Source organism: Streptomyces sp. NRRL F-5122 (assembly GCF_001507435.1).
Taxonomy (GTDB): Bacteria; Actinomycetota; Actinomycetes; order Streptomycetales; family Streptomycetaceae; genus Streptomyces; species Streptomyces lannensis.
Genome location: NZ_LMWH01000194.1, coordinates 1 through 15,040 on the forward strand (window position 1 = coordinate 1; position 15,040 = coordinate 15,040).

The 15,040-nt window shown below is 69.0% G+C and carries 12 protein-coding genes and 1 pseudogene; 3 read left to right on the forward strand and 10 right to left on the reverse strand.

Annotated features, from left to right (window positions below; translation table 11 throughout):
* The 4 genes from ADL25_RS19285 to ADL25_RS19300 form a co-directional block, all read right to left on the reverse strand.
* The coding region (locus tag ADL25_RS19285) for a flavodoxin-dependent (E)-4-hydroxy-3-methylbut-2-enyl-diphosphate synthase (protein WP_159044955.1) at positions 1-200 on the reverse strand (200 nt) is incomplete at its 3' end.
* Positions 201-368: 168 nt separating this feature from the next.
* Positions 369-1,673, reverse strand: a complete 1,305-nt coding sequence (locus ADL25_RS19290) for a M50 family metallopeptidase (protein WP_059129008.1) — start codon at positions 1,671-1,673, stop codon at positions 369-371.
* Positions 1,670-2,926 carry a 1-deoxy-D-xylulose-5-phosphate reductoisomerase gene (dxr, locus tag ADL25_RS19295; protein WP_059129090.1) on the reverse strand — a complete coding sequence of 419 codons (1,257 nt, stop codon included), beginning with the start codon at positions 2,924-2,926 and terminating at the stop codon, positions 1,670-1,672. Before dxr ends, ADL25_RS19290 begins: the two co-directional genes overlap by 4 nt.
* 323 nt (positions 2,927-3,249) lie before the next feature.
* Positions 3,250-5,190, reverse strand: coding sequence for an acyl-CoA dehydrogenase family protein (locus tag ADL25_RS19300; RefSeq protein ID WP_059129009.1), 1,941 nt, complete (start codon positions 5,188-5,190; stop codon positions 3,250-3,252).
* A 539-nt stretch (positions 5,191-5,729) separates the two neighbouring features.
* On the opposite strand from ADL25_RS19300, the gene ADL25_RS19305 reads away from it, so the two are divergent.
* On the forward strand, positions 5,730-6,743 hold the full coding sequence (locus tag ADL25_RS19305; RefSeq protein ID WP_059129010.1) for a LacI family DNA-binding transcriptional regulator: 1,014 nt from the start codon (positions 5,730-5,732) through the stop codon (positions 6,741-6,743).
* Here ADL25_RS19305 and ADL25_RS46295 read toward each other — a convergent pair.
* Both ADL25_RS46295 and ADL25_RS51890 read right to left on the reverse strand, forming a co-directional pair.
* Complete coding sequence (locus ADL25_RS46295) at positions 6,706-7,329, reverse strand: acyl-CoA thioesterase domain-containing protein (RefSeq protein ID WP_234380967.1); 624 nt, start codon at positions 7,327-7,329, stop codon at positions 6,706-6,708. The two genes, ADL25_RS19305 and ADL25_RS46295, sit on opposite strands and share 38 nt — an antisense overlap.
* A 22-nt stretch (positions 7,330-7,351) precedes the next feature.
* Positions 7,352-7,489, reverse strand: a pseudogene (locus ADL25_RS51890) (acyl-CoA thioesterase domain-containing protein); the annotation flags it as partial.
* Here ADL25_RS51890 and ADL25_RS50605 point away from each other — a divergent pair.
* On the forward strand, positions 7,427-7,798 hold the full coding sequence (locus ADL25_RS50605; RefSeq protein ID WP_063805679.1) for a hypothetical protein: 372 nt from the start codon (positions 7,427-7,429) through the stop codon (positions 7,796-7,798). The pseudogene ADL25_RS51890 and the gene ADL25_RS50605 overlap by 63 nt on opposite strands.
* Before the next feature lie 250 nt (positions 7,799-8,048).
* Positions 8,049-9,404, forward strand: a complete 1,356-nt coding sequence (locus ADL25_RS19315) for an FAD-dependent oxidoreductase (RefSeq protein WP_059129011.1) — start codon at positions 8,049-8,051, stop codon at positions 9,402-9,404.
* Positions 9,405-9,515: 111 nt separating this feature from the next.
* Here ADL25_RS19315 and ADL25_RS19320 read toward each other — a convergent pair whose 3' ends face one another.
* The 4 genes from ADL25_RS19320 to ADL25_RS19335 form a co-directional block, all read right to left on the reverse strand.
* On the reverse strand, positions 9,516-10,307 hold the full coding sequence (locus ADL25_RS19320) for an ABC transporter permease (protein ID WP_059129012.1): 792 nt from the start codon (positions 10,305-10,307) through the stop codon (positions 9,516-9,518).
* Complete coding sequence (locus tag ADL25_RS19325) at positions 10,304-11,266, reverse strand: ATP-binding cassette domain-containing protein (protein ID WP_059129013.1); 963 nt, start codon at positions 11,264-11,266, stop codon at positions 10,304-10,306. Before ADL25_RS19325 ends, ADL25_RS19320 begins: the two co-directional genes overlap by 4 nt.
* A gap of 14 nt (positions 11,267-11,280) precedes the next feature.
* A complete protein-coding gene (locus tag ADL25_RS19330; protein WP_059129014.1) occupies positions 11,281-11,949 on the reverse strand; it encodes a DUF4097 family beta strand repeat-containing protein in 669 nt (222 codons plus the stop codon).
* A gap of 331 nt (positions 11,950-12,280) precedes the next feature.
* On the reverse strand, positions 12,281-15,037 hold the full coding sequence (locus ADL25_RS19335; RefSeq protein ID WP_059129015.1) for an AfsR/SARP family transcriptional regulator: 2,757 nt from the start codon (positions 15,035-15,037) through the stop codon (positions 12,281-12,283).
* Positions 15,038-15,040: the final 3 nt, after the last annotated feature.

The following is a 15,040-nucleotide window of genomic DNA, read 5'->3' on the forward strand; positions in this document are numbered from 1 at the left end:
ATCTGGCAACCCGACGCCGTCAACTCCGCGATCTGCTGCAACGTCGCACCGATGTCCGACGTACGCGTCGTCGTCATCGACTGCACCGACACCGGAGCGTCTCCACCCACCGCCACGGATCCGACCTGGATCTGCCGGCTCTTCCGACGCTCGGCGAGCTTGAGCGGAACGGACGGCATGCCGAGTGAAATCGCAGTCATCTGCTGTGCAACCCCAAGTTATGGATCAAGGTCCAGCCCCGGAACGACGGGCTCCAGGCTTTGAGCCTACGGCACGGGCACGGACCCCAGCACATCACGGTCCGTAAACCCACCCAATGGGCTGCGGCCGGGAAAAAAGCCTCCCCGGCCGCCGCCAACTCCGCGTGACTAGGAGATTTTCACCGGGTTAACCACGTCCGCGATCAGCACCAGCAGGGTGAAGCAGACGAAGATCCCGGCCACCACATAGGCCACCGGCATCAGCTTCGCCACGTCGAACGGACCCGGGTCGGGGCGGCGCAGCACCTTGGCCACGGCGCGCCGCAGCGACTCCCACAGGGCGCCCGCGATGTGCCCGCCGTCGAGCGGGAGCAGCGGAAGCATGTTGAACAGGAACAGGGACAGATTGAAGCCCGCGACCAGCAGCAGCATCATGGCGATCTGCTGGGACGGCGGGATGTCCAGGGTGAACACCTCGCCGCCCACACGGGCCGCGCCGACCACGCCCATCGGGGAGTCCGGCTCACGCGGGGCGTTGCCGAAGGCCGCGTCCCACAGGGCGGGAATCTTGCCCGGGAGCGACAGCAGCGACTCGACGCCGTTCTCCATCATGTCGCCCATGCGCTGCACGGACTGGTCGAAGGACTGCTGGACGATGCCGCTGGCGGGGGTGAAGCCGAGGAAGCCGGCGTACACGTACTTGCCCTCGACATAGCCGCCGTTGCCGTCCGTCTTGCTGACCTGGTTCTTGATCAGGTGAGCCTGGAGGTCGACGGTCCGTCCGTTGCGCTCGACGGTGATCGTGACGTCCTTGCCCGGGTTGGCACGGATGTCGGACTGGAGGACGGACCAGTCCTTCACCGGCTTGCCGCCGAACGAGACGATCTTGTCGCCCGCCCGGAGCCCCGCGGCCTGTGCGGGTGCGGCCGGATCGCCCTTCGCGCACTTGGTGCGGTTCTCGCTCTGCTGGATGACGCAGTCGGAGACCTTGGAGACGGTGGTGGTCTGGGTCTGGACACCGAAGGTCATCATCACGCCGAGGAAGACCGCCACGGCGAGGATCAGGTTCATGAAGGGGCCCGCGAACATGACGATGACCCGCTTCCACGGCTTGCGCGTGTAGAAGAGGCGGTCCTCGTCACCGGGCTGCAGCTCCTCGAAGGACTGCGCCCGTGCGTCCTCGATCATCCCCCGCCACGGCGAGGTGGAACGGGCCTCGATCCGGCCGTCCGGCCCCGGCGGGAACATCCCGATCATGCGGATGTAGCCGCCGAGCGGGACCGCCTTGATGCCGTACTCGGTCTCGCCCTTCTTGCGCGACCAGACGGTCGGGCCGAACCCGACCATGTACTGCGGCACCCGGATACCGAAGAGCTTGGCCGTCGACAGATGCCCCAGCTCGTGCCAGGCGATCGAGACCAGAAGTCCGACTGCGAAGACGACTATGCCGAGGATCATCATCAAGGTCGTCATGCACGAGCCTCCGCGCTTGCCGTCTGGGCCGTCAGTTCCCTGGCCCGGGCACGCGCCCAGGCCTCCGCTTCGAGGACGTCCGCGACGGTCAGGGAAGTTCCCGAGCGAGGGGTGCCATGCTCCTCCACCACCCGGATGACCGTCTCCATGATCCCGAGATACGGCAGGGCGCCGTTCAGGAACGCGTCGACACACTCCTCATTGGCGGCATTGAACACCGCCGGGGCCGTGCCCGCGAGCTGTCCCACATGCCGGGCGAGTCCCACCGAGGGGAACGCCTCGTTGTCCAGCGGGAAGAACTCCCAGGTCGAGGCCTTGCTCCAGTCGAAAGCGGGCGCCGCATCGGGCACCCGTTCGGGCCAGCCGATACCGATGGCGATCGGCCCCCTCATGTCCGGGGGCGTCGCCTGCGCCACAGTCGATCCATCCGTGAACTCCACCATCGAGTGGACATACGACTGCGGGTGCACGACGACCTCGATGCGATCGAAGGGAATGTCGTACAGCAGATGGGCCTCGATCACCTCGAGGCCCTTGTTCACCAGGGTCGCGGAATTGATGGTGATGACCGGGCCCATCGCCCAGGTGGGGTGGGCGAGCGCGTCCTCGGGCGTGACGTCGGCCAGCTGGTCCCTCGTCCGGCCGCGGAAGGGACCCCCCGAGGCGGTGACGACGAGTCTGCGCACGTCGGCGCGGGTTCCGGAGGCGAGGGCCTGGAAGAGGGCGGCGTGCTCGGAGTCCACCGGGATGATCTGGCCGGGCTTGGCCAGCGCCTTCACCAGCGGGCCGCCGACGATGAGCGACTCCTTGTTGGCGAGCGCGAGTGTGCGGCCCGCCTCCAGGGCGGCGAGGGTGGGCGCGAGGCCGATGGAGCCGGTGATGCCGTTCAGCACGGTGTGGCAGTCCGAGGCGGCGAGCGCGGTGGCCGCGTCGGGTCCGGCGAGGATCTCGGGGAGGGGCTCTCCTGACCCGTACTGCGCCGAGAGCGCCTCGCGCAGCGCCGGCACGACGTCCTCGCGCGCCACCGCGACCGTCCGCACCCGCAGGCGGCGGGCCTGCTCGGCGAGCAGTCCGACCCGGCCGCCGTTGGCGGAGAGCCCGGTGACCTTGAACCGGTCGGGGTTGCGCAGCACGAGGTCGACGGCCTGGGTGCCGATCGAGCCGGTGGAGCCGAGGATCACGACGTCCCGCACTCCGTCCACGGGATCGAAGACGAGATGGGGGTCGGCAAGAGGGGCTGGACTGTCGCTCATTCCTCCATTGTGGCCGTAGCACGGTGCCCGGGGGGACAGGGTGCCCCACTCCTCACCGAAGGTCCCCCGGCAGACCGGTCCTGACATGCCGGTGCCGCCCCCGGACATCACGGAGATGCCGTCATGTCCGGGGATCCGATCTGCCTGGGCGGGGGAAGGCTCCGCGGACGCCGAGAGGGCGCCGCCGGCGCGGATCGGCACCGCCCGGCGGGCGCGGTCGGCCTGCCGGCCACCGCGACCGCCGGACTCCGGGACCTCGCCGCGGCCTACTCCGGCGCCGGGACCGTCGCATCGGTGACCGCCGGGCACGCGGTGGCCGGCCGTCAGCGGATCGGACGGTGCACGTTCTCCCGGCTGCTGGCACCCGGAGTCGTGTCCGCGATCCACGGGCCGTCCCCGGACGGGTCGACGATCCCGTCCTCCAGCCATTCGTAGGTACCGGTCAGGACTCCCTTGACCACCTTGCGGTCGAGGTCGTCCGTGTTGCTCCACAGCCGGCCGAACAACTCCTCGACGCGGATCCGGGACTGCCGGCAGAAGGCGTCGGCGAGCTGGTACGCCTCCCGCCCGTGCTGCCCGGACCTGCGCAGATGCTCGGCGCGCACACAGGCCGCGCTCATCGCGAACAGTTCGGCGCCGATGTCCACGATCCGGCCCAGGAAGCCCTGCTTGGTCTCCATGCGGCCCTGCCAGCGGGACATCGCGTAGAAGGTGGAGCGGGCGAGCTTGCGGGCGCTGCGTTCGACGTAGCGCAGATGCGGGGAGAGGTCGACCTCCTGACGGAACTCCCCGTACGCGCCCGGGACCTGCCCCTGTCCGGCGACCAGTTTGGGCAGCCACTTGGCGTAGAAGACGCCGGCGTTCGCGCCCGCCTTCGCCTTGTCGGCCAGGGACTTGTCGGGATCGATCAGGTCTCCCGCCACCGACAGATGGGCGTCCACGGCCTCGCGGGCGATCAGCAGGTGCATGATCTCCGTGGAGCCCTCGAAGATGCGGTTGATGCGCAGGTCCCGCAGCAGTTGCTCGGCGGGCACCGCCCGCTCGCCCCGGGCCTTGAGGGACTCGGCGGTCTCGAAGCCGCGGCCGCCGCGGATCTGGACCAGTTCGTCGGCCATCAGCCAGGCCATCTCCGAACCGTAGAGCTTGGCGAGAGCGGCCTCGATGCGGATGTCGTTGCGGTCCTCGTCGGCCATCTGCGAGGAGAGGTCCACGACCGCCTCGATGGCGAAGGTCGTCGCCGCGATGAAGGAGATCTTCGAACCGACCGCCTCGTGCAGTGCGACCGGCTTGCCCCACTGCTCGCGGGCTCCCGACCACTCGCGGGCGATCTTCAGACACCACTTGCCCGCGCCCACGCACATCGCGGGCAGTGAGAGCCGGCCGGTGTTCAGCGTGGTCAGCGCGATCTTCAGACCCGCACCCTCCGGGCCGATGCGGTTGGCCGCCGGGACACGGACCCGGTGGAAGCGGGTGACACCGTTCTCGAGGCCGCGCAGGCCCATGAAGGCGTTGCGGTTCTCGACCGTGATGCCCTCCGACGCGGCCTCGACGACGAACGCCGTGATGCCGCCGCCGTGGCCGTCGGACTTGGGGACGCGCGCCATGACCACGAGCAGGTCGGCCACCACGCCGTTGGTGGTCCACAGTTTCACGCCGTCGATCACGTAGTCGTCCCCGTCCGGGACGGCCGTCGTGGCGAGGCGGGCGGGGTCCGAGCCCACGTCCGGCTCGGTGAGGAGGAACGCGGAGATGTCGGTGCGGGCGCAGCGGGGCAGGAACGTGTCCTTCTGCTCCTGCGTCCCGAAGATTTTCAGGGGCTGCGGTACGCCGATCGACTGATGCGCGGACAGCAGCGCGCCGACCGCGGGATTCGCGGAGCCGGCCAGAGAAAGCGCCTTGTTGTAGTACACCTGGGTGAGGCCGAGGCCGCCGTACTTGGTGTCGATCTTCATGCCGAAGGCGCCGAGTTCCTTGAGCCCGTTGATCGTCTCGTCCGGGATCCGGGCCTCGCGCTCGATGCGCGCGGAGTCGATCTGTGTCTCGCAGAAGTCGCGCAGCTTGGCGAGGAACTCCTCGCCGCGCTGTACGTGCTCGTCGGCGGGCAGCGGATGGGGGTGGATGAGGTCGAGCCGGAAACGGCCGAGAAACAGCTCCTTGGCGAAGCTGGGCTTGCGCCAGTCCTGCTCGCGCGCGGCCTCGGCGACCTGTCGCGCCTCACGCTCGGTGACAGTGGGCTTGGGAGTGGGGGCTGTTGGTGCGGACATGAGGCTCACCTCGCCGCGAATAGGGATCATTTTGGACATACGCCGATCAAGCTGCCGTACAGCGGCCAAGAGTGCCGTACGGCGACCCTGCGGGCGTACGTTACTGATCGGTGCTACTGGATCGTTCGTACCCGATTCGGGGCGAGGTCACCAGTCTTCGTGCAACCGCCTACCCGGGATTGCGCGTCAACCGATCCCCGTCGACCGCACCTTGATGTCAAGTCGACCCCTCCGGCACGACGGCCTCCGCCTCGGCCCTGACGGTGCCGTGGCGGCCGCCCGCGGGCCGGGGCCCAGGCAGTACTTTCCGAGCATCTCGACGGCGACCTGCCGGCGACCGCCAAGGAGCCGCTCGCATACGTCCGTTCGGTGGTCCCCGGGCGCCAGGGCGGCGCTCGCCACTTCCGGGAAAGTCTCGAATCGAAGCGCTTCGACAACCTATGGACACCATCCCTGTGTGGAGCTACTGTCAGGCAACCCCCATATCTCCGTTCCGTATATGCGCCGCGTCGAAGCGCTTCAGTCCCTTGGAGAGCTGGATGGTCACCCTCGCCGAGGTCGCCCAGCACGCCGGAGTGTCGGCGAGCACGGTGAGCTACGTCCTCAGCGGCAAGCGGTCCATCTCCGCGGCCACCCGGGAGCGGGTCGAGCAGAGTATCCGGGAGCTCGGTTACCACCCGAACGCCGGGGCCCGCGCCCTCGCGAGCAGCAGGTCGAACATCATCGCGCTGATGGTCCCGCTGCGTACGGACATGTACGTGCCGGTGATGATGGAGATCGCCATCGCCGTGGCGACCACCGCGCGCACACACGGCTACGACGTCCTGCTGCTCACCGGCGAGGAGGGCCCCGACGCGGTGCGCAGGGTCACCGGCAGCGGCCTGGCCGAGGCGATGATCCTGATGGACGTGGAGCTCGACGACGAGCGGCTGCCGCTCCTGCGTGGGACGGACCAGCCGTCGGTGCTCATCGGGCTGCCCACCAGCACCTCGGGGCTGACCTGTGTCGACCTGGACTTCGCGGCCACGGGCGCGCTGTGCGCCGAGCACCTGGCGATGCTGGGACACCGCGACATCGCCGTCATCGGCGAGGCACCGGCCGTCTACGAGCGGCACACGGGCTTCGCGGAGCGCACGCTCGACGGGCTGAGGTCCCGCTCCCGCGAGCTGGGGCTGCGGGTGCTGCATCGCCCCTGCGAGGGCGGGTATGACGCGATGGCCCTGACACTCGCCCGGATCTTCGACGAACGGCCCGCCACCACGGGGTTCGTGGTGCAGAACGAGTCCGCGGTCGAGCCCCTGCTCGCACTGCTGCGTCAGCAGGGTCGGGCCGTGCCGGAGGACGTCTCCGTGCTCGCCGTCTGCCCGGACCAGGTCGCCGTGCAGGCGTCGGTCCGGCTGACGTCGGTCGCCATCCCCGCCCAGGAGATGGGCAGACGAGCGGTCGAACTGCTCGTGGCGAAGCTGGACGGCCGCGGGACGGAGGAAGTGGTGCTGCTCGCCCCCGAGTTGACGGTCAGGGCGAGCACGGGCCCCGCGCCGGCCGCACCGTGACGACTCTCCTCCGGCCGGCCGCATCCCCACGGAACAGCGATCGCCGGGGCCGGTCAGTCGCCGCCGTGTGCGGCCGGGGGCCGTTGCGCAGGGCGCGTGCCTGGCGTGCCAGAGCGAGGAGTCGACCGGTGGTCGACCACAGGGCGCTGTCCTCGACGGCCCAGCCGCTGCCGGCGTACTCGGTGCGGATCCGGACCAGGACCCGGTCCTCGACCGGTGCGGCCTCCAGGGCGTCGGTGAAGTGAACGGTCAGTTCCGCGGTCCGCACGGGACGAGGGACGGTCCACACGGCGAACAGGCCGGGCGGCAGCGCATCCGCGAGGACGACCGGTGTGCCCGCGTCCAACGGCCTGCGGTCGGTGAAGCGCAGCCAGGCGAGGAGCTCGGCCCGCGGGCCCCGCCCAGCGGCCGGGCCTCGCTCGCCGGTCGGATCTCCAGATGGGCGGCGAAAGCCGCCAGGTCGCTCGGGAGGGTGAGCGGTGGCACGCCTCGGAGGCCGGCGCGGGCGGCGCCGACAGATCGGCGAGGGCCGGGCCTGCGCCTCCCCACCCGAACACCGCCGAGCCTGCCTGCACCGGGGCGCCACCCTGTGTCGCGGTGAGGGTGCACATGGATGTACGACGGCCCTCGCGCAGGGTTCGGGCCGTGAAGCGGAGCGGGCGTTCGTCCACAGGGGCCAGGAAGTGCGCACCCAGGGTGCGGACGGGAGCCGCCTCGCCGGCCCGTCGGACCAGGTCCTCGCGCATGGCGCCGAGAGCGAGCGCGGCCACGTACCCGCCTTGGGCGCCGTCCCAGGACCGATACGGGGGTGCGTCGTCGGCGCCACCGGTCATCCGGACGGGACACACGCCACCGCCGGTGCGCGCCACCCCGCGGGCTGCCTGCTGGACCTCCACCTCCATGACGTCATCACGCGTCATGGCCCCGCCAGGATCGTCCTGGACCTGTCCGGGCTCACCTTCTGTGACGCCAGTGGCCTGCTGGTGCTGGTCGCGCCCACCACGCCGCCCGCCGGTGCCACGGCCGGCTGCACCTGGTGTGTCCGCACGGTTTGACCAGGTACCTGCTGCGGATCACCGGTCTGTCCGAGACGATCCCTGCCCACCGGACCCTCTCGCACGCGCTCGCGCCGGTGGGCGCGGACCGACCCCATGGAAGAGGTCCGGCCTGGGCCGGCATCGCGCATGACGGGACCGGCACTTCTTGAGCACTTGTCCTCCTTACGGTCGTGCCGTACGGGCCGCCAGGCTCCGTACGGATGGTGTCCGGTCCGGCATCAGCCACGTACAGCGAAAGACAGACACAATGAGTAGCCCATCCGTCACCGTCCGCGGGAATTCTCGGCACGCGGTTGTCATTGGCGGGAGCATCGCAGGACTCCTTGCCGCACGCGCCCTCCACGACAGGTTCGACAAGGTCACGGTCGTCGACCGCGACACCCTGCCCGACACGGCGGCGCCGCGACGGGGTGTGCCGCAGAGCCGGCAACTGCACGGCCTTCTGGCGAGTGGCACGGCGGCATTGGAGGAGCTCCTTCCGGGCATCACGGAGGAACTGGTCGACGAGGGCGCACCGCGTGGCGATCTGCAAAAGGACGCTCTCTGGTATCTCGACGGGCATCTCATGCGTCAGGCCGAGTCCGGAATCATCGGTATAGCGCCGACCCGTCCGTTGCTCGAGCACGTGATCCGCCGACGCGTCGCGACGTCTCTTCCCGGCGTCACCGTCATGGACGCCTGTGAGGTGACAGGTCTTGTCACGGACCGGCGGGGCGATCGGGTGTCCGGCGTCCGCCTCTATCAACCCGGCGTGAACGCGCAGGAGTACGAGATGCCCGCCGATCTCGTCGTCGACGCGTCCGGACGTGGATCGCGGGCCGGTGTATGGCTGTCGCAGCTCGGCTTCCCCACGGCGTCGGAATCCACGATCCGCGTTGACATGGTCTATGTGCACCGGCACTACCGCAGTGAACCGGGCCTGTTGGACGGAAAGCTGGCGGTGAGTTTCACCGCCTCCCCCGGTCAGCCCCGGTCGGCGAACGTCCTGCGACAGGAAGGCGGGCGCTTCTCCCTCGCGCTGACAGGCATGTTGGGCGAGGAACCGCCGACGGATCCCGACGGGATGCTCGCTTTCGCCGAGTCCCTTGGCGCTCCCCGGATCGTCGAGATCCTGAAGACCGCCGAGCCGTTGAGCGAGCCGGCGAAGATGCGCTATCCACAGAGTGTCCGCCGGCACCACGAGAAGGTGGACCGGCAGCCGGAGGGGCTGGTCATCCTCGGTGACGCACTGTGCAGTTTCAATCCCGTCTACGGTCAGGGCATGAGCGTGGCCGCGATGGAGGCCGTCCTGCTCAGCAGTTTGCTGCGCGAAGGGGTCGAGAACCTGCCTCGGCGTTTCTACCGGTCGGCCGCGAAGCTCCTCGACACACCTTGGGCGCTTTCGGCGGGTGGCGACCTGCGCTTTCCCGAAGTGGAAGGCAAGCGGACGCCCATTGACAGACTCATGAACCGGTATCTCGACCGCTATCGACGAGCCGCCACCGTAGATGCCGGACTCGGCCGGACTCTGCTCGGTGTGATCAACCTGCTCGAGCCCCCCACGCGCCTGCTTTCACCGTCGCTTGTTCTACGCACTCTGCGTACGAAGCCTGCCTCCGCCTAGAGAATCACGCCGGTGGACTTACACGAACGGGGCGGCGCACACCGACGGACTGTCGGGGTACGCCGCCCTCGGGTGGGACGGGCGCGGAGGTGACCCGCGTCGGCACGGCGGTTACTTCGGGTCGTCGTTGAACTTCGAGGTCGACCAGAAGTAGCCGAGTACCGCGAGGCCCAGGCACCAGACGACGGCGAGCCATCCGTTGTTGCCGATGCCGCTGCCGAGCAGCAGGCCACGCAGGGTCTCGATGGCGGGCGTGAACGGCTGGTACTCGGCGATCGGCTGGAACCAGCCCGGCATCGCGTCGATGGGGACGAAGGCGCTGGACAGCAACGGCAGCAGGATCAGCGGCATCGCGTTGTTGCCTGCGGCCTCGGCGTTCGGACTGACCAGGCCCATGCCGACCGCGATCCAGGTGAGCGCCATGGCGAAGAGCACAAGCAGTCCGAACGCCGCGAGCCACTCCAGAACGGTGGCGTCGGTGGAGCGGAAGCCGATCGCCACGGCGAGTGCACCGACGAGAACCACGCTGATGATCGACTGGAGCACGCTGCCGATCACGTGTCCGACGATCACGGAACCGCGGTGGATCGCCATCGTACGGAAGCGGGCGATGATGCCCTCGGTCATGTCGTTGGAGACGGAGACCGCGGTCCCGACCACGGTGCTGCCGACGGTCATCAGCAGCAGGCCCGGGACGATGTAGGCGATGTACTCGGTGCGGTCGGGACCGCCGCCGCCGATCCCGGCACTCATGGTGTCGCCGAAGATGTAGACGAAGAGCAGCAGCAGCATGACCGGCGTGAGCAGCAGGTTCAGGGTGAGCGACGGGTAGCGACGGGCATGCAGCAGGTTGCGCCGCAGCATCGTGGAGCAGTCGCGTACGGCGAGGGAGAGGGAACTCATCGGACGGACTCCTTGGGCTGGTCGGGGACGCCGGCGCCGCCGGTCAGGGCGAAGAAAACGTCGTCGAGGTCGGGGGTGTGGACGGTCAGTTCGTCGGCCTCGATGCCGGCCGAGTCCAGCCGATCGAGGATGGAACGCAGTTCACGCTGGCTGCCGTCGCTCGGGAGTTGCAGCGCGAGTGCCTCGTCGTCCCGGGAGGCCTCGCGGAGTGCGGTGGCGGCGCTCCGGTAGGCGGCCGGGTCGGTGAAGCGGAGCCGGACGTGTCCGCCGGGGACGAGCCGCTTCAGCTCCTCGGCGGTGCCCTCAGCGGCGACCCTGCCGTCGTTGAGCACGGCGATGCGGTCGGCCAACTCGTCGGCCTCCTCCAGGTACTGGGTGGTGAGGAAGACGGTGACGCCGTCGGAGACGAGTTCGCGGACGATCCGCCACATGTTGTGGCGCGAGCGCGGGTCGAGGCCGGTGGTCGGCTCGTCGAGGAAGATGATCCGCGGGTTGCCGACCAGGGTCATGGCGATGTCCAGGCGCCGCTTCATACCGCCGGAGTAGGTGGAAGCGGGTTTCTTCGCGGCCTCGGTGAGGTCGAAGCGCTCCAGCAGCCGGGCGGTGACCTGCCGCCCCTCGTGCTTGGACAGATGGTGCAGGTCCGCCATGAGGAGCATGTTCTCCTCACCGGTGATCAGGCTGTCGACGGCGGAGAACTGCCCGGTGACACCGATCGCGGCGCGCAGGGCCTGCGCTTCGGTGGCCAGGTCGTGGCCGCCGACGCGGATCCGGCCACTGGCGGGGTCGGGGGAGATGAGGGTGGACAGGATCTTGACGGCGGTGGTCTTGCCCGCGCCGTTCGGGCCGAGCAAGCAGAAGATCGTTCCTTCCGGGACTGCCAGGTCGACGCCGTCGAGGACGGTCTTGTCGCCGTAGGACTTGCGCAGCCCCTCGGCAGCGATGGCCAGTTCGGTCATGGTGGGAGGCTCCTTCAGAGGCTGCGGGCGGTGATGTCGCCGTAGGCGGTGGTCGCGTGGACGGTCAGCTCGGCCGTGCCTTCGGTGTTCTTGAATGCGTTGTGGATCCGGCCGTGGCCGGTGCCGGCGTCCAGGGAGGCGGAGACTCCGTGAGCGGCACCGACCGACACCTCGCCGTGCTCGGTGCGCAGTGTGACCGTGCCGCGCACGGCCTCGGTGATGTGGATGTCGCCCTCTTGCGTGCTGATCTCCGCAGCGCCACCCAGGCGGCCGACCGTGACGTCTCCGGCGAGGACGGTGAGACGGACGCTCGCTGCCTCGTCGACCTCGACCGCGCCTTGCGCGCCCTCGAAGACGACGTCGCCGAGCTGTCCGACGCCCCGGAACCCGGCGCCGGCCGCCTTCGCCTCGACGTGGGAACCGACGGGCAGTTGGACGGTCACCTCGATGGATCCGGGGTTGCCGAGCATCCGGTTCTTCGCCGTCGAGGCCTCGATCCGCAGAACGCCGTCGGCGTATTCGACCGTGGTCTGCTCCGCCGCCTTCACATCGCGGCCCTTCGAGGCATCCACGGGCAGGACCTCGACCACGGTGTCGGCCCGGTCGGCGGCGATGAGCTGGATGCGTCCCGCAGGGATGTCGAGGACGGCCGAGACCGGGGCGGGGGTGTCGAACCTCTGCATCGTGCGCTCCTTCTTCTGCGTCGCGCGCCCCTTCGAGCGCCTTTCCTAACGACGGAAACGCTACGTTGCATTCAAAAGTCTGGCAACAAGCTTGTTGCGCTAAACCACCATAATCGCAGGTAGATTGCTAAGAATCGTTGCACTGGATGGAAATCTAACGCAACGCACTCCACTGCGTTCGTTGCAATGAATAGAGGTGAACGCTATACCGCAGACCCGCGGACCGGTCAGCGCCTCCACCCCCGGCCGGAGCCCACGTCGAGAACATCGGCCGCTCCGCGGAGCAGGACCGCGAAGTCCAGACGGTGCGATGCGCGAGACGTTCAGCGCCTCATTGCCGTAGCTCGCGATCGAGTCGGCCATGCGGCGGCATGACACCGTGCAAGGACAGCAACGCGTGGGTCCCCACCGTTTCGGCCGCCCCGGTGTGCGACTCAGGGGCGGATGAGCCCCGTTGGTTCAGCTTGGTGCGGAGCGCGTTGGCCCACGGCGGATCCAATTCGGTCATGATGGCCAGGGACGCCTGCCAGTTCCTGCGAGCGGCCTCTGTGTCGCCCGCGACGGAACGGACGTCCCCAAGACGGCTCAACGCGCAGCCCTCGTTGTAGAGCGCGCGGCACGAACGGAACAGTTCGACGGCTCTTAGTTCGTATCCCACGGCCAGGTCGTACTGACCCAGGTGCGCATGGGCGAAGGCCAAGGTGTCCAGGGTCCGGGCCACGTTCATCGGCTCCGTGCTCTCGTCGAAGCACTCGAGTGCCGACTGCGCGTGGAGAACGGCCTCCTCGCTCTTGTCCAGCAGCACCAGGAACCAGGCGATGGCGTAGAGGCACCGTCCCGCCATGATCGTCTCGTCGTGGGAGCGATAGACGACAAGGGCCTGCTCCGCCTGGTCCACCGCCTCTTGCGGACGGCCGCCCTTGGCCATTACCCAGGCGAGTGCGCGGTGCGCATGGGCCAGGTCAAGAGGGAGGCCCAGCTCCGCGTAGAGGTCACGTGCGCGCTCCAAGTGGTGTTGCGCCTCCTCGTACCCGTGGACGAGCGAGGTGACACGGCCCAGACGTCGATGCGCGTGCGCATGTGCACGCTGGTCCGCCAGTCGCTGTGCCGAGTCGAACGCCATCCGTTGCACGGACGCCCACTCGTGAAACAGACCCGACAACTCGTAGAAGCCGCCCAGTGCGTAGCCCAGCCGCCAGGCGTGTTCGTGCAGACCCGCCTCGGCAGCTCGGCGGATCGCCTCGGTGAGAACGCCCCGCTCGGAGGAAAACCACCCCAAGGCGCTTTCAGCGTCCGGGAAGACGGTCGACTCGGACATGGACTCAGGGTCGACGACGGCAGCGGCAGCCCGTGCGAGAAGCACATAGTGGTCCAGGACGCGTCTGAGGACCGCCTGTTGTTCCGTTTCGGAAGTCTCGGCCTCCACCAATTCGAGGGCGTAGGCCTGGAGGAGGTCGTGGAGCGTGAATCGGCCCGGCACATGTTCGATCACCAGGTGCGTCTGGCTGAGTTCGGCCAACGATCGGCCGGTCGCGGTGACCGTCATGTCGGCCAGGGCCGCGGCAGCCGGCACGGAGATGTCCGGACCGGGTCGCAGGGCGAGCAGCCGGAAGAGCCGCGCGGCGCCGGGTGACAGGTTCCGACAGGACCACGAGAAGACGTTGCGTATGTCGAGCGCCGAATCGGGTCCCACGAATCCGCTCAACGGGCCCGTCTCCCGCATGTGCTGTGCGACAGACGTCATCGTGAAACCGCGGTGGGTGGCCAGCCGCGCGGCGACAATGGCCAGGGCCAGTGGCAACCGGCCGCAGAGCGCGGTGATGTCACGCACCGCCTTCGGTTCGGCGGCCAACCGGGCGGAGCCGAGCCGATCGGCCAGCAGCGCCCGTGCGCCCTTCTCGTCCAGGACGCCCAAGTCCACCGGGCGAGCACCCTCGTTCGCCACCAGTCCCAGCAGCTTGTTGCGGCTGGTGACCAGGACGAGGCTATCCGACGCGCCGGGGAGCAGCGGTCTGACCTGTTCGGAGTCCAGCGCGTTGTCGAGGACGACGAGCACACGCCGGCCGGCCAGAACACTGCGGTAGAGCGCGGTCTGGCCGTCCGGGTCCCGGGGCATGTGCTGTGGCATGACACCCAATCCGCGCAAAAAGCCCCGAAGGACGTGCTGCGGACTCAGCGGAGGCTGGGAGGGATCAAAACCGCGGAGGTTGACATAGAGCTGCCCTTCCGGAAATCGGTCGGACAGCCGGTGCGCCACATGGAGGGCAAGGGCGGTCTTGCCCACTCCGGCCATGCCACCGATCGCGCTGATGACCAACGTTCGGCCGGCACCGGGCGCGGCGACGGCGCCGCCCACCTCCGCGACCAACCGGGCGACTTCGGCCCGCCTGCCGGTGAACGGCTCGGGGGCCGGCGGCAACTGGGCCGGCGGTACGGATACGGGTGCCGGGGGCCTGTGCATCGGCAGGCCGGACAGCACGCGCCGATGGGCTTCCCTCAACTCTGCGCCGGGGTCGATGCCCAACTCGTCCGCGAGAACGGCACGCACCGACCGGTAGTTGTCCAGGGCCTCCGACTGCCGTCCCGCGGCGGCGAGACACAAGATGAGCCGGGCCTGCAGAGGTTCGTCCAGTGGGTCCCTTCGTACGGCGATCTGCAGTGGAGCGAGGACCACCTCGGGTGTGCCGGTCTGCAGGGCGACATCGGCGGCCTCCGCCAGAACGGCGGCATACTCGCGCTGCAACCCGGTGAACATCGGGTGCTGGGCCGCTTGGGGGGTGATTCCGCGGACAACGGGAGCCGTCCACAGGGACAGTGCCCGCACCCACAGGTCGAGCGACCCGCGAGAGGCGGCGGCCGCGCGCGCCTGGCGCACCAGTGAGTGGAACTCCTGGAGATCCAGACAGCCCGGTTCCGTCCGCAGCCGATAGCCTTCGGCACCGGGCAGCAGCCACTGGCCCGTTGCCCGCCGCTTCAGACCGGGTTCCAGAAGTCGGCGAAGTTCACCGATGTGCCGGTGGACGACGTTCGCGGCATTCTCCGGGGGCCGTTGCCCCCACAGAACATCGATGAATTCCGCGAGGGTCACCGG

What these genes read in the sequence shown, in the direction of transcription:
- ADL25_RS19290 (WP_059129008.1), bottom strand. Translation starts at nt 1,673, where the DNA reads ATGACGACCTTGATGATGATCCTCGGCATAGTCGTCTTCGCAGTCGGA.
- dxr (WP_059129090.1), bottom strand. Translation starts at nt 2,926, where the DNA reads ATGAGCGACAGTCCAGCCCCTCTTGCCGACCCCCATCTCGTCTTCGAT.
- ADL25_RS19300 (WP_059129009.1), bottom strand. Translation starts at nt 5,190, where the DNA reads ATGTCCGCACCAACAGCCCCCACTCCCAAGCCCACTGTCACCGAGCGT.
- ADL25_RS19305 (WP_059129010.1), top strand. Translation starts at nt 5,730, where the DNA reads ATGGTCACCCTCGCCGAGGTCGCCCAGCACGCCGGAGTGTCGGCGAGC.
- ADL25_RS19315 (WP_059129011.1), top strand. Translation starts at nt 8,049, where the DNA reads ATGAGTAGCCCATCCGTCACCGTCCGCGGGAATTCTCGGCACGCGGTT.
- ADL25_RS19320 (WP_059129012.1), bottom strand. Translation starts at nt 10,307, where the DNA reads ATGAGTTCCCTCTCCCTCGCCGTACGCGACTGCTCCACGATGCTGCGG.
- ADL25_RS19325 (WP_059129013.1), bottom strand. Translation starts at nt 11,266, where the DNA reads ATGACCGAACTGGCCATCGCTGCCGAGGGGCTGCGCAAGTCCTACGGC.
- ADL25_RS19330 (WP_059129014.1), bottom strand. Translation starts at nt 11,949, where the DNA reads ATGCAGAGGTTCGACACCCCCGCCCCGGTCTCGGCCGTCCTCGACATC.